The following is a 15263-nucleotide window of genomic DNA, read 5'->3' on the forward strand; positions in this document are numbered from 1 at the left end:
AGGAAGAGAACAACCTATTTCTTCACACTATCAATTATCCCCTTCAAAAACCCATTAAAATCAAAACTTTTATCACCTTCTCTCACTCCCATTCTCACAATAACCATATCCAGAGAAGGAATAATCGCTACCATTTGCCCTTGATATCCGCTGCAATAAAACATATCACGAGGCACATCCGGAAATTTACCTCCGGCGTTTAGCCAGAATTGCGCACCATATTTTCCTTCAGAAGTATTGGTTGGTGTTGCTGTATATTTTACCCAGCTTTCATCCAAAATTTGTTCTCCGTTCCAGTTTCCTTTGTGAAGATATAATAAGCCAAATTTAGACCAATCACGCGGTGTTGCCCATCCGTAAGAAGAACCAACAAAAGTTCCGGACATATCTTGTTCGACAATCATCGAATTCATTCCGATTTTATCAATTACGGCACTGTACCAAAAATCAAGATATTCTTGTTGTGTTTTAAATTGGTTTCTCAAAATTCTTGATAACAAATTTGTAGTTCCTGACGAATAATACCAATGTGTATTTGGTTTAAATTGAGCAGGTTTATCCATTTGTACTTTTCCCATATCTTCGGCCTGGAAAAGCATTTTTGTTGCGTCGCAAATTGTACTGTAATTCTCTTCCCATTCTAAACCGGAATTCATGTGAAGCAAATCATTAATCGTAATAATTTTACGATCATCCTTTTGCCATTCTTTGATTGGAGCAGGTTTATAAATATCAATTTTTCCTTGTTTGGCTAAAACTCCAAAAGCAGAACTTGTAATACTTTTTGTCATCGACCAGCCCAGGATTTTACTGTCTTTATTAAATCCTGTATCGTATTTTTCAGCAATTAATTTATCCTTATATAAAACTACAACTGCACGTGTTCTTTTAATTCTTCCACTGGTTTTATCAAAAGCATTTTCAACAGCATTCTTCAATTTTGAATAATCAACATTAGCAAAAACTGTATCTTTTGGTTCATTATTCCCGTAAGGAAAAGCAAGATTATTTGTCAATTTTGTTCTTTTCGGAAGTAAATAAGGTTTTGAAATATCAAAATCATCATTAATTAAAACAGCACCTAAACCTTCTCTATAAATCGCTTTTCGCTCTTTTAATCCGTAAACAGCCGAAGTTGCGTATTTTCCTGCATCATCAATTGTATTCGAAGCCAGATCAATCATTTTGATATCGTTGTCGGTTTTTTCAATTAACTCTTTCGAACGATTGTCAATAAAATGTCCAGAGGCAATACTTTTGGCAGAGAAACCTGAAATTAAATCCAATTTTGGATAAGTAGTGAATCCGAAATATAAAAAGGCAAGAATTAAAACAAGCGCAAGTAATTTTAGAATTTTTTTCATAATACTTAAAGATATTTTTAATGCAATATAATTAATTTATGTTCATGATTTTAGAACCTAATTTAGATTTCCGATTCAGATAATTTATAAAATAGAATTAAATTTTACGGAATCAGTATTTAAGCCTTCTCTTGATGGCACCATAAAAGGAAATTATAGTTTTCATGGATAAACCAATTTTGTTTTAGTACTTTTGTAAATAGATTTTTTCTAAATAAGACATGTTAGATATCCAAAAAATAAGAACCGATTTTCCAATTCTTTCACAAAAAGTAAACGGAAAACCTTTAGTATATTTCGACAACGGTGCCACTTCGCAAAAACCACAAATTGTAATTGATGCCGAAGTAAAATACTATCAGGAAATAAATGCCAATATTCACCGTGGCGTTCACTCTTTAAGCCAATTAGCAACTGATGCTTACGAAATTTCTCGTGGTAAAGTGCAACAACATATTAACGCTAAATTCGCGCACGAAGTACTTTTTACTTCAGGAACAACGCACGGAATCAACTTAGTAAGTAATGGTTTTGCATCTATTTTAAAACCAGGCGACGAAGTAATTGTTTCTTCTCTGGAACATCATAGTAATATTGTGCCTTGGCAAATGTTATGCGAAAAAATAGGAGCTGTTTTAAAAGTTATTCCGATAAACGAAAACGGCGAATTGATTATTGAAGCTTTTGATGCTTTGCTTTCAGAAAAAACAAAAGTTGTTACCGTAAATCATATTTCAAACGCGCTCGGAATCATAAATCCGATTAAATATATTATTGACAAAGCTCACGAATTTGGTGCTGCCGTTTTAATTGATGGTGCTCAGGCTGTTCCGCATTTAAAACCAAATGTTCAGGAATTAGATTGTGATTTTTATGCTTTTTCAGGTCATAAAATGTGTGGTCCAACGGGAACCGGAATTCTATACGGAAAAGAAGAGTGGCTAAATAAACTTCCTCCTTATCAAGGCGGGGGCGAAATGATCAAAGAAGTTACTTTTGAGAAAACGACTTATGCTGATCTTCCTCATAAATTTGAAGCCGGAACTCCAAACATCGCTGGTGGAATTGTTCTTGGAACTGCAATTGATTATCTAAATGCTATTGGTTTTGAAAATATTCAACAATATGAAAATGAATTGTTGGAACACGCAACAAAAGGTTTATTAGAAATTGAAGGTTTAAAAATTTACGGAACCGGAAAAAAAGCTTCTGTAGTTTCTTTTAATATTGATGGAATTCATCCTTATGACATCGGTTCTATTATCGACAAATTAGGAATCGCTGTTCGTACCGGACACCATTGTGCGCAACCTATTATGAACTTTTTCTGTATTCCGGGAACCATTCGCGCTTCTTTCTCTTTTTACAATACTAAAGAAGAAATCGACGTAATGGTCGAAGCTGTTAAAAAGGCACAAACAATGTTAAGCTAAAAAAATACTTTATGAGAATATTATCTTTATTACTATTAGTTATTTGCATCGAAACAGGTTGTTCAAGCCAAAAAAAAGCAGATATGACTTCAACTCAAATTGAATATTCAGCGCTTTCAAGAGGATATTACAAAAAAATTGTAGTTCAAAACCAAACTGTTTCAGTTACAAACGGAAGAGATCAACAGCCTGTTGAAACTAAAATAGATACGGCAAAATGGAACCAAATTGTAACTGAATTTGAAAAAGTAAATTTAGATGGAATTGCAACTTTAAAAGCTCCAACTGAAAAACGTACTTATGATGGTGCTGCAATTGGAAATTTAAAGATAACTCAGAATCAAAAAACATACGAAACGACAGGTTTCGACAACGGTTATCCTCCAAAGGAAATCGAAAAATTGGTAAATTTGCTGGTTGATTTTACGAAAGAATAATTATGACAATAAAAGAAATTCAAAACGAAATAATAGATGAATTTTCGATGTTTGATGATTGGATGCAACGCTACGAATACATCATCGAACTGGGAAAAAGCCTTCCGTTAATTCAGGAAGAATATAAAACAGACGAAAATTTAATAAAAGGCTGCCAATCGAAAGTTTGGTTGCAGGGAGAACAAAAAGACGATAAAATTGTTTTTACTGCAGATAGTGATGCGATTCTAACCAAAGGAATAATTGCAATTTTAATTCGTGCATTTTCTAATCAAAAAGCATCAGACATTATAAATGCTGATACTGAGTTTATAGATGAAATTGGTTTAAAAGAGCATTTATCAGCAACACGCGCAAACGGATTGGTTTCGATGATAAAGAACATCAAAATGTACGCTTTGGCTTTTGATACGAAAAATAAGAATTAAAAATTTTGAACCATATAAGTTATATAAGATAATTTAAGTTTTGACGCTTAAATTATTATGTCAAGAAATGTAAGTAATCTATTTAAAAAGTAGGCTTTATCTTTTTTTTTTATTTGTTATTATTGCTAAAAAAATAGATGGTAACAAAGAAATATTTGACTGATTTAATTTATCAGGTTAATGGAGCGGCGATTGAAGTTCATAAAAGTATTGGGGCGGGGCTTATAGAAAGTATTTATCATCAATGCATGATTAAAGAATTATCTATTAGAGGAATTAGTTTTAAATCTGAATTAGTAATTCCAGTTGAATATAAAGGCTTGGAATTAGAGTCAGATCTAAGATGTGATTTATTTATTGAAAATTGTTTAGTTCTTGAGTTAAAAGCAGTTGATCAAATTATACCTATTCATATTGCAAAACTGATGTCTTATATGAAGCTTTTAAAATCTCCAATAGGATTAATGATAAATTTCAATGTTACAAATATTTATCACGAAGGTCAAAAAACATACGTCAACGAATTATATCGTTGGTTAGAAGAATAAAATATAAAAAATAAAGCATCTATATTTTGTATAAGCGTCACGTTTAAAATGAACTTATATAACTTATATGGTGAAAAAACAAAAACAATGGAACAAGAAATAGACACAAACGAATTAGGAGAATCAATTGTAAAAGTTTTAAAGAGCATTTACGATCCGGAGATTCCTGTAGATATTTATGAATTAGGATTAATTTATGATGTAATGGTAAATACTGATTACGAAGTAAAAATCTTAATGACGCTTACATCTCCAAACTGTCCGGTTGCAGAAAGTTTACCGAGGGAAGTTGAAGAAAAAGTGAAGAAGATAGACAACATTAAAGATGTTGATGTTGAAATTACTTTTGATCCGCCCTGGAGCAAAGATTTAATGAGCGAAGAAGCAAAATTAGAATTAGGAATGCTTTAAAAAATATTTGTTTCAGGTTCAAAGTTTCAAGTTTCAGGTTACGTAACTTGAAACTTGAAACCTCAAACTTGAAACCATTTTTCATATGGAAGAAATCATCAATAAAGTTGCCAACAGCGCTTTAGAAGTTTTTGATCTTGAAGATTATTATCCAAAAGGAATGCGAGTGCAATTAGACATTTCGCAATGGCTTTTAGAAGGATTTCTCTTGAAAGAAAAAGACTTTAGAGAACACTTAAAAAATCACGATTGGTCGCAATATCAAGATCAATATGTGGCAATAAATTGCAGTACAGATGCAATTGTTCCTGCTTGGGCATCTATTTTGGTAGCTGTTCAATTGGCTCCTTTTGCCAAAAAAATAGTCAACGGAACTATCGAAGATTTAGAGGGAAGTTTATACGAAGAAATTTTAAGCAAAATTGATTACTCGGTTTATAAAAACAAACCTGTTATTGTTAAAGGCTGTTCCAGAAAACCGGTTCCAATGCGTGCTTACATTTTAGCTACAAACTACTTACAGCCATTTGCAAGAAGTATTATGTATGGTGAAGCTTGTTCTGCGGTACCTTTATACAAAGAAACTAAGAAATAACTCTCTTTTTACGCCCAATAAAGCCAAACCTTTTAACGGTTTTTAGTATATTTGTTAACATACACTTAAACTAGATACCATGAAAAAGATAACGTTATTACTTTTTATACTAGCTAACTTTACTTTTGTTCAGGCTCAAAATAGCGAAAAGGAATTAATTCAAAATACTGAAAAAGCAGTTAAAAGAATAAACGATACGATTGAAGACGAAGGCTGGAAAGCAAAAGGAACTGTGTCTCTTTTACTGAATCAATCAAGCTTCAATAATTGGATTGCCGGGGGTGAAGACAGCTTTTCAGGAACGTTAGGGATCAATTACGACTTTAATTACAAAAAAGACGACATAACCTGGGATAATAAAGTTTTAGCTTCTTACGGGCTTTTACAAACCAAAAATGCTGATTTCGGAAAAAAGACAGATGACCGTCTGGAATTTAATTCCATAGTAGGAAAAAAAGCTTTCGGGCAATGGTATTATTCTTATTTCCTGAATTTTAGAACCCAATTTTCAACAGGCTATATTTATGGTCAGGATGAAAACGGAAAAGAAATCAGAACTGAAAATACCAAATTTATGTCACCCGGATATCTTACTACAGGTCCTGGTATTTATTGGACAAAAGATGATAATCTTAAAATAAACTTTGCTCCACTAACTTCTAAATTCACTTTTGTAGACAGTGCTTACACAAGCGGAATCGATCAAAAAACAGGTTTACCTTATGTCGATGGCGATTATTTTGGAGTAGATGCCAACAAAAGCATGCGTTACGAATTGGGTTTCTATGCATCTGTTTACTACAAATTGGCTATAATGACAAACGTTACAGCTGAAAATACTTTAAACTTATATTCTAATTATTTAGAAGATCCGCAAAACGTCGATATTAATTATTCGTTGAACATTATCATGAAGGTAAACAAATACTTATCGGCCAATTTATCGTTTCAGGCAATTTATGACGACAATGCTTTTAAAGGTTTACAAACCAGAGAAGTATTTGGTTTAGGAATAAATTTCGGATTCTAATTTAAATAATCAGAAGCAATACAAAAGGCATTTCATAAACATGGTTTCCCGCTTTCGGCTATATCTCGCTGTTGCCCGACCTCGGGCCAGCAAGGATACCGCCTTTATCGGGGCTAAAATCAAACAATTGGCTTCTTTTAAAAATTACGCATTGTAATTATCCTAAATTTGAAGCTTGCAGCGAAATAAATTATACATGAAAAAGATATCCATAATAATTTTTACTTATTTCCTTTGTTTTAGCATAACCTGTAAATCTCAATCTATTTTGGCTGATTCTTTGGAAAAGACAGCTCTTGATTATTTAGAAAAAAACAAGAAGAAGAATACCGCAGATAATGGCTCTGTAAATACCAGCTCAGATATTAATTCTACAGATATAAAGACTTACTCAATAGTTATAAAAACTTACTCTATTCCTGGCAATAAATATATGATCTGCTTATTTGGACTTGATGTGAAATTGTGTAAAGAAGAAGCATCCTCAGTATATAAAATAGTAACAATCGATAAGCATACAAACTTGTATTTTAAGAATGATTTTATTACTCCTATTACATTAAATGAAGAGAATTCTCATTTCTTTCTTACTGACGATGAATGTAAAATTGACAGAGAAAGCATCATACACGAACCCATTATTACTATGTTATCAGTTGACAACAAATTTTCTATAGTAAAAGAATTTAAATCAATGAATATTCAGAGTTTAACGGAGGATATATTATGCCCAACATCACCTTCATCTATAGACAGAGCCTATGTAAGGAAAAAGTATGGACATCTCTAAAAGAAAAAAAGGCTTTTGATAAACTCAAAAGCCTTTTTTTTATTCCTGATCTTCCAGATCTTCTTCTTTTTCAATTGCATCTTTGTAATCCGGATACAAAAATTTATTATAAGGGAATCGCGTAATATGAATTTGTCTTACCGCTTCATAAACTCTTTCTCTAAATTCTTCAAAATTTTCTTTATTGGTTGCCGAAATAAACAAAGCATTATCTTCGCCTAAACGATGCATCCACGTAGATTTCCACTCTTCAAGTGTGTAATGTCTTGGCGTTTTTTCAGTCATTAAATCATCTTCGTCAATCGTAAGATGTTTGTATGCATCAATTTTATTAAAAACCATAATAACAGGTTTTTCATGTGCTTTAATATCTTGCAATGTCTGATTTACAGAGGCAATATGATCTTCAAATTCAGGATGTGAAATGTCGACAATATGCAATAACAAATCGGCTTCACGAACCTCATCAAGCGTACTTTTAAAAGAATCTACCAATTGTGTTGGCAACTTTCTAATAAAACCTACAGTATCTGAAAGTAAAAAAGGAAGGTTTTTAATCACCACTTTTCGAACCGTTGTATCTAAAGTTGCGAATAATTTATTCTCAACAAATACATCACTTTTACCAATAGCGTTCATCAAAGTCGATTTTCCAACATTGGTATAACCAACCAGCGCCACACGAACCATTGCACCGCGATTGCCACGCTGCACGCCCATTTGCTTATCAATTGTTTTAATTTTTTCTTTCAACAACGAGATTCTGTCACGTACAATACGTCTGTCTGTTTCAATCTCCGTTTCACCCGGACCACGCATTCCAATACCACCTTTCTGGCGTTCAAGGTGCGTCCACAAACCAGAAAGTCTTGGCAATAAATATTGACATTGTGCCAATTCAACCTGAGTTCTTGCATAAGAACTTTCAGCTCTTTGCGCAAAAATATCCAGAATTAAATTCGTTCTGTCTAAAATTTTGCAATCTATAATTTTAGAAATATTTTTTTGTTGAGATGGCGATAATTCATCATCAAAAATTAAAGTCGATATGTCGTTTTCTTTTACAAAAAGATTGATTTCATCTATTTTCCCTGTACCAACAAAAGTCTTCGGATTTGGGCGTTCCATTTTTTGCGTAAAGCGTTTTACAACTTCACCTCCTGCGGTAAAAGTCAAAAACTCTAATTCGTCAAGATATTCGTTTAGTTTTTCTTCACTTTGATTTTGAGTCACAATACCAACAACGGCTGTTTTTTCAAAATTTATAACTTCTTTTTCTAACATAGCTTTGAATAAGGTGCAAATTTAATGATTTGTAAGACACTAAGCCTTATAGAATTCTGTTTTTAAGTTCTATTTAAGAATTTGTCTGTTCATTAAAAAATAAACCATTTAGAAATTAAGGTCATTAAGCGTTTATTCTTAATGAAACTTAATTTTTAAATGGTTTTAAAAATTAAACTTAAAACTGATATTACTCGTAAATAAAAGTTTTTTCTGTTTTTACAATTCCGTTTTCTTCAAGTTGAGAACAAGAGATTGGGAAGTTAAGTTTATTGTATTTGTATTTTTTACTGATTCCAACCAAAACCGTAGACGAAGGGCTGAAATTTGTTTCGTTATTATAAGATATAGATTCAAAAGCAAATTCATCTTCATGATATGAAATCATCGGCACAATTATTTTGTAATTGTCTCCAAATAAATTCTGAACGATTAACTGATCTACCGATTTTTTATCATCAAAAGTAAATGTTTTCGATATTTTATCTCCCACAAGTCCTCTGTGTCTTACTACATTATCATTTGTATAAGAGTATTCAATTTTACCAATAATCGCTTTATTTCTATCACGAGATGTGCGTCTTACAATGATACCATTTTCAACTATATACTCAATATCTTCAACAATATTTTGGTGATTTGTACTTTTCTTAGTGATTACTTTTATTCTTGCTCCTTCATATGTAAAAGTCACCGTTTTAGTGATATAGTCACTACCTTCCTGATATTTTTTAACCAATTTTGTAATGTTGTTGTCCGCATTATAAGTGTAGTTTACAACTTCTTTCCAGTCGCTTCCTACTTTGTCCTTAACGGTCATGTCTAACAAACCTTTTGGGTTATAAAAGAAATGCTGTACAACATCTGAAGTTGTTACGGTTTGAATTTTTCCATCTTTAAAAACGACTGTTTTGTTTACAATTTCACCATCTTTAAAATTCTGGTAATTTGTTTTTACAATATTAATCTGTTTTAATTGAACGGGTTTGTCCTGACTTTGCACTAAGCATGGAAAAACCATCATCATGATGGCAATAAAATAGGTTTTCATAATTTTTGTATCGATTTGGGATGACCAAAATACAAAATTCAATCAAACTTTAATAATCTGTAGTTTAAAATTTACATACTATTAAATTATCATCTAAAAATCAGCACTTTAATTTCGACTTTAAAAAACTACTGCCTACTTTTCTCCAAAAATCTTAACGTCATCAACCATAAAAGCACCATTTAGGGTTTTATCTTTCCCGGAACCAATATATTTAAATGCAATATGAATGTTGCCTGAATAGGCAGATAAATCTATTCCGCCTGAGCTAATAAATTCACGAGTTGGTGTTATTAACGAAGGAAATTTTGCTTCAAGTTTTGTCCATTTTGCTTTAGTAACGCTTGATCCGTCAAAATTTGCAGATACATATACTTCCAGAGAATTTAGCGGAGAATCAACTTTTAAATCATGTTGTGCACTTCTAAAAGATAATATTGCATTTTTATAACCCGTTAAATTAATTTTAGGTGTTACCAGCCAAGCAATGTTTTCTACTGCGGTTGTGCTTGTGGTATTAAATTCAGCATATCCGTTGCCGGCATAAACCATGCTTTTCCATAATTTCGTTGCTTTCTCGACAATATTGCTCCAGCCTGGTAAAGTAAAATTTACATTGTTTTTTACCGATTGAAAATCTTCAGCAAAAAACGGAACATTTCTTTTTCCGTTCATTGCAATATCTTTTTCTGATCTCACCATTAACTGATAATCTGATCCAAATTTTGTTACGATTCCTCGAACTTTTCCGCTTCCTTCGGGCACATCACTTGTGGCAAATTTTGCATAAGCACTTGTTCTGAAAATAATCTGATTTCCGGTTTTATCACGCAAATTCCAGTTGGTTGAACCGCCAACATTATTTGTTTCTTCAAAATAATGACGTCCAATTGCTGCTTCTGTAAATTCTACATCATTCAATTCTATCAAAGTATTCAAAATATCATCATTTAAAGCTTCTTCAACAGAAAGTGATTTAACCAATTGATTTTCATCAATTACCGTACAAGACGGATTCAACACACTTTTATATTCATTTTGAGAAATTCTACCAATTGTTGGATCTCCTGCATTGCTTACATACAAACTTCCAATCCGCAATCCGCCATAATATAAATCTGTAAATTGATTTTTTAGTTTTACATACACTTTATTTCCTAGACGAAAATCGATATAAGTATTTGAGGCATCAACCGGAACACTAAAACCAGTTGCGGGAACACCATTTTTTGCTAAAGTTTGAAGAGAAATACTTTTAAAGAAATTTCCTCCTTCATCGCTCGAAACCACATAAGCTTCAATAATATCGTCATAAACATATTGTTTGGCAACATTACCGGAAAGTTCATGCACCTTTTCGACTGTTTTATTTACTTTTAAATCAGGTTGTGTACATTCTAATTGAGGAACTTCAACTTCTTGATTACAACTAAAAAGCAGTAAAAATGAAAATGCAAAAAGTGAGGTAAAAAATCTATTCGTCATAACAATTCTATTTTTTAAAGTTTACAAACCAATGGTCAGATTGGCGAAATAAGTTCTTCCGTAACCGTAGTAATATTTAGGTCCAAATGATGGAGTTCCACTGGAAATATCCTGATTAAGCGCTCTGAAATTGGCATTTCTGGCCTGTTCGAAACCTCCTGTTTTATAAGTGGTATCAAGAACATTATTTACACTCATAAAAAGTCCCACATATTTGCGGTACACGCGCCAGGATTTACCGCCTGAGATATTTAATAATGATACCGGATTGAATTTTTCTTGTTTTAGCAATTCATTTCCACGCTCGCTTGTCGCTTCTGGAAAAGGAAATTCATTTGCAGGATTAATGTAGAATTGAGGCGTTCTGGCAATAGGAGAAACATCAATATAATTTTCTGTCAGGTAATTAACATTGGCACCAATCCACCAAAATTTAGGATCTCTGTATTCTAAACCTAACGAAAAAGCTTGTTGCGGCATTCCTGCCTGTTTGTAATTTTTAAGATAAGCTTTGCCAAAATCAAAGGTAGTTTGCGCATTTTCTTTTGCTGCATTTGCATCGTTCGTTATCGAAACATCAGGATTACTATCGTATGTATAATCTCCGTATGCGAGCGATAAAGTTGTTTTTAATATTGGTAAAATTTGATATTCAAAACTCAATTCGCCTCCAATATTTTTCTTGTTTAAATGAGTCAGCGTCTGGCTTACAAAAGCGTCTGTAGCATCATAACCTGCGCCATTGTCAAAAATTCCTTCGGCATAAAAAAAAGAAGTTTTTGTAGCGTTTTTAATTAAAGCATAATAAGCTGTTAATCGCAATTTAAGTTTTGGCGAATGGTAAACATAATTGGCTTCGGCACTTGAAATGTTTTCACTTTCGAGTCTATCAACAATGGAGTTATTTAATCGGGAATTCGAAAATGTATTTCGCAGAGACGGCGCTCTTGTTAAATGTGCGGCATTAAAAAAGAGTGATTGTTTTCCTGAAATTTTATATGTGAATCCGCCTTTGAAACCAAAATTTTCGAAGTTTACTTTATCACTTTTACCTAAAGAAGTTGTTGCATAAATTCCGTTTTGATATAATCCGTCTCTTTGATAATTTGATGCAGAATAAGATTGCGCCAAATAAAAATCTACTTTATTATAGACTAATCTAAACTGTGTAAAAACATCAATTGTATTGGCAAGCAAATTATAATTATAACCGTAAATATCGCCTTCTTTTATTTGTCGGTTTGGGTTTTGTAAATCTGATTGTGATTGATCTCCTTTATAAAAAGTATCAATATCCAGAAAATAAGAGCCTCCAAGTAAATCTAAAAGGTATTGAAAATTATGTGATTTTAGATTTGTATACTTAATTCCTCCATCAAAAAAGATGTTTGGTGCAAGCTGTGAATTTAAGTTCGAATTGATCGCAAATGTTTTGTCATCGGTTCGGTCTTCGTATACAACATAATGACTTTGCAGGGATTCAAAATGTGTAGTTCCGTCAGAATTTGTGACTTGTTTCTGGTTTGTTCTATACATTGCCTGCCAATCAATCTGGGAATTTTCTAAAAACAAGGCTTTACTTTTTTCAGCATTTTCATAATCCGGTGTAAAATCTCCTGAAAATTCCCCTTTATCTTTTGCATAAAGTGAACTAAAATAACTTGGCATTTTTCGGTAATAAACAGGATCCGGACTATTTGCATTTTGATAATCTATATTGCTGTTTCCAACTTTTCCAAATTGGTACATAACGCCCGAATTAAGATTGGTAGTTTCATTAATTTTAAAATAATGATTCAGCATCATCAAAGGCTCTTCTACCGTTTTTACTCTTGCATTTCGTTTTTCACCATTCTGAAAACCCCAATACGAATTGTATTTTTCGTTTGTTAATTGTGTTACTTCAGTTGTGTTGGCTGAGTTTTTTCCACGTGAATTCGGTGTATAAAATCCTGTGAAATTGAGTGAATTTCTGTTATTCAATTTCTTTTCTACACTAATAAAAAAAGAATCTGCATTGAAATTTGTTCCTTCAAAATAACCTTCTTGTGACCAGCGTTTTCCGGCAGAAATGGCATACGCCCAACCCCCTGCGTTCATTCCGGAAGCATACGTACCGATCGCTCGCCAATTATAGGTTGTATTGCTTCCTGAAAAGGTAAGCTGACCTCCTTTTCTGTACATCGAAGCTCTGGTAAAAATTTGTTGAGTTCCTAAAACTCCTCCAAAAGTATAATTAGACGGTGCAGTGCCAACTGAAAATTCCTGATTTCGCAGTACGTTATTCAAACCTCCCCAATTATTCCATTGCGGTCTTCCGTCATAAATTTTATTCATGACCATTCCGTTCAGCATCATCGTGCCATTTTCGCTGTCTAAACCGCGAACTCTAAATCGGGCTTGACCCCAATTGAAGGCGGCGGCTTGCATAAAAGCATCTTTTGAAGATTGTAAAAGTCCCGAAGTCATTTCTGAAGAACTATTGTCATCAGATAAATCGCTGTCTAATAATGTAATTAAAGCTGCAGGAATTTCATCAGAATAAATATCTTCTAATTGTAATATTCCGAGATATATAATCTGGCCAAAATTAGAATGAATTTTGAGCATTAAATCTTTACAGCCCTGACTGTGAATCAAAAGCAGTTGTTCGCCTTGTATAGAAGAATGAAATTCAAATTTGCCACTTTTAGAAGTAAGTTTTGTTATGGAAGAATTTTGAACACTTACCACAACATTCTCAAGGGGATTTTGTGTTTTAGAATCTACAACAACGCCTCTGAAAATTGTTTCCTGCCCAAGAGCAAGATTAAAAAACCATAAAATAAAAAAGACCGCGTATTTTTTTACCATTAAAAATGCCAATTTACTTTGAAAATTGTTTTCGGAAACTAATCCTTATTCAAAAGATAAAATTGGTTTTTTGGAAATGAGTATCGATCGTAAGACAAATAACTCAAGGTTCAAATGTATGTATAAAAATAATTAAAAAGAAAATAAATTCTTACAAATTTAAAATAGAGAATATAAAAGTCTCTCGTAAATCTTCTAATCGATGCTATTTGCAAAAAATAATTTTTTAAGCTGTTGTTCTAATTTTAGAAACCATAAAAGCGATCAGAACACCAAAGATTCCGATAAAAGCAAAAGAGAATTGAAGCCCGAAATTTTCAGCAACATGTCCAATTACCGGCGGACCCATTAAGAAACCAAGGAAACTTACGCTCGAAACAATTGTTAAAGCTTCACCGGGCGGAACTGTTGGGTTTTTTCCGGCCATACTGTAAACGGTAGGAACAATGGTGGCAACTCCTAAACCAACGGCCATAAAAGCAATGGTACACGGAATAATATAAGGAAGAAATACAGCGGTAAAAAGTCCGGCAGAAATCATAACGCCGCTTATTTGCATGACACGTTCACGACCAAATTTATTGATGAGTCCGTCGCCCAAAAAGCGTCCGCTGGCCATCATAATCATAAATGAAGTATAGCCCAAAATAACTAAAGGTCCCGGAGCCTGAACAATATCTTTAAAATAAACACCGCTCCAGTCGAACATAACGCCTTCGCTTGCCATACTGCAAAAACCAATTACGCCAAGCCAAATCAAAGCGCTATCCGGTTTTACAAATAACTTTTTACCTTCGGTTTTAGGTTTGATTTTTTCTTTGGCTCTCACCAAAAATTTAAAATTAAAGACAACCATTAATATGACAACAGCACCAACAATTAGAAAATGATGCAGTGGACTTAAATTTAAAGCTAGCATTCCTAAACCAACCAAAGCACCTGTAAATCCGGCAAAACTCCACATGCCGTGAAAAGACGACATGATTGTTTTTTTGAAAAGAACTTCGGTATAAACGCCTTGTGTGTTTACGGCAATGTTGGCTAAGTTTCCAAACAATCCAAACATGAATAATCCTAAGGATAATTGTAAAGCGGTTGTTGCCAAACCTAAGTTAGCAAGGCACAAAACGTACATTATTAAGGAGAAAACCAATATGCGGTGGCTTCCGAATTTGGTAACCATTTTTCCTGAAAAAGGCATAATAATTAATTGCCCCATTGGAAGCGCAAAAAGTATCGAACCCAAATCGCCTTCGGTTAAATGCAAGGCTGTTTTGATATCCGGAATCCTACTTGCCCAGGTTGCAAAACTCAAACCCATTCCAAAATAAAACATTCCCACAGCAATACGAATTCGGTTTAAATAAGAGGCTTTTGCTTCTCTAAAAACTTTCTTGATTTTTCCTTTGGTCTGAAAAAGTGATAATGGATTGAAGTCTATCAAAATAAATGCATTTTGGGATTATACTATAAAAGTACTAAAAAGCTACTTTATAGACTACCAAACCCGACTAGTTCCTGAATTTATAACGTTATTGTTTATAATTTTTTTTT

The 15263-nt window shown here is 33.0% G+C and carries 14 protein-coding genes; 8 read left to right on the forward strand and 6 right to left on the reverse strand.

The genetic code is table 11. The features are described from left to right. Positions 1-14 precede the first annotated feature (14 nt). On the reverse strand, positions 15-1364 hold the full coding sequence (locus GKZ86_RS12280; RefSeq protein WP_154783406.1) for a serine hydrolase: 1350 nt from the start codon (positions 1362-1364) through the stop codon (positions 15-17). Positions 1365-1585: 221 nt separating this feature from the next. Here GKZ86_RS12280 and GKZ86_RS12285 point away from each other — a divergent pair, with 221 nt between their 5' ends. The 8 genes from GKZ86_RS12285 to GKZ86_RS12320 all read left to right on the forward strand — a co-directional run bounded on the left by GKZ86_RS12285 (position 1586) and on the right by GKZ86_RS12320 (position 7036). Beyond that, entirely contained in the window at positions 1586-2797 is a 1212-nt protein-coding gene (locus tag GKZ86_RS12285) for an aminotransferase class V-fold PLP-dependent enzyme (protein WP_154783407.1), read from the forward strand. Between the two features lie 11 nt (positions 2798-2808). Continuing rightward, positions 2809-3234, forward strand: coding sequence for a hypothetical protein (locus GKZ86_RS12290; protein ID WP_154783408.1), 426 nt, complete (start codon positions 2809-2811; stop codon positions 3232-3234). A gap of 2 nt (positions 3235-3236) precedes the next feature. After that, on the forward strand, positions 3237-3662 hold the full coding sequence (locus GKZ86_RS12295; RefSeq protein WP_154783409.1) for a SufE family protein: 426 nt from the start codon (positions 3237-3239) through the stop codon (positions 3660-3662). A gap of 137 nt (positions 3663-3799) precedes the next feature. Then, positions 3800-4210, forward strand: a complete 411-nt coding sequence (locus GKZ86_RS12300) for a GxxExxY protein (protein WP_154783410.1) — start codon at positions 3800-3802, stop codon at positions 4208-4210. 87 nt (positions 4211-4297) lie between these two features. Further along, complete coding sequence (locus GKZ86_RS12305; protein WP_154783411.1) at positions 4298-4621, forward strand: SUF system Fe-S cluster assembly protein; 324 nt, start codon at positions 4298-4300, stop codon at positions 4619-4621. Positions 4622-4706: 85 nt separating this feature from the next. Then, a complete protein-coding gene (locus GKZ86_RS12310) occupies positions 4707-5216 on the forward strand; it encodes a DUF2480 family protein (protein ID WP_154783412.1) in 510 nt (169 codons plus the stop codon). A gap of 79 nt (positions 5217-5295) precedes the next feature. Continuing rightward, positions 5296-6246 (forward strand): DUF3078 domain-containing protein, encoded by a 951-nt coding sequence (locus GKZ86_RS12315; RefSeq protein WP_154783413.1) that lies wholly within the window; start codon positions 5296-5298, stop codon positions 6244-6246. 196 nt (positions 6247-6442) lie between these two features. After that, a complete protein-coding gene (locus GKZ86_RS12320) occupies positions 6443-7036 on the forward strand; it encodes a hypothetical protein (RefSeq protein WP_154783414.1) in 594 nt (197 codons plus the stop codon). A 39-nt stretch (positions 7037-7075) separates the two neighbouring features. On the opposite strand, the gene hflX is transcribed toward GKZ86_RS12320, so the two are convergent. From hflX to GKZ86_RS12345, 5 genes are all read right to left on the reverse strand, one after another. Continuing rightward, positions 7076-8320, reverse strand: coding sequence for a GTPase HflX (gene hflX / locus GKZ86_RS12325; RefSeq protein WP_154783415.1), 1245 nt, complete (start codon positions 8318-8320; stop codon positions 7076-7078). A 190-nt stretch (positions 8321-8510) separates the two neighbouring features. Continuing rightward, on the reverse strand, positions 8511-9371 hold the full coding sequence (locus GKZ86_RS12330; protein WP_154783416.1) for a hypothetical protein: 861 nt from the start codon (positions 9369-9371) through the stop codon (positions 8511-8513). A gap of 135 nt (positions 9372-9506) precedes the next feature. Then, on the reverse strand, positions 9507-10856 hold the full coding sequence (locus tag GKZ86_RS12335; protein ID WP_154783417.1) for a DUF5689 domain-containing protein: 1350 nt from the start codon (positions 10854-10856) through the stop codon (positions 9507-9509). Positions 10857-10877: 21 nt separating this feature from the next. Further along, entirely contained in the window at positions 10878-13709 is a 2832-nt protein-coding gene (locus tag GKZ86_RS12340) for a TonB-dependent receptor (protein ID WP_154783418.1), read from the reverse strand. A gap of 226 nt (positions 13710-13935) precedes the next feature. Further along, positions 13936-15153 (reverse strand): MFS transporter, encoded by a 1218-nt coding sequence (locus GKZ86_RS12345; RefSeq protein ID WP_154783419.1) that lies wholly within the window; start codon positions 15151-15153, stop codon positions 13936-13938. Positions 15154-15263 lie beyond the last annotated feature (110 nt).

Origin of the sequence: Flavobacterium sp. LC2016-13 (genome assembly GCF_009707955.1) — a bacterium.
In the GTDB taxonomy this organism is placed as follows: Bacteria; Bacteroidota; Bacteroidia; order Flavobacteriales; family Flavobacteriaceae; genus Flavobacterium.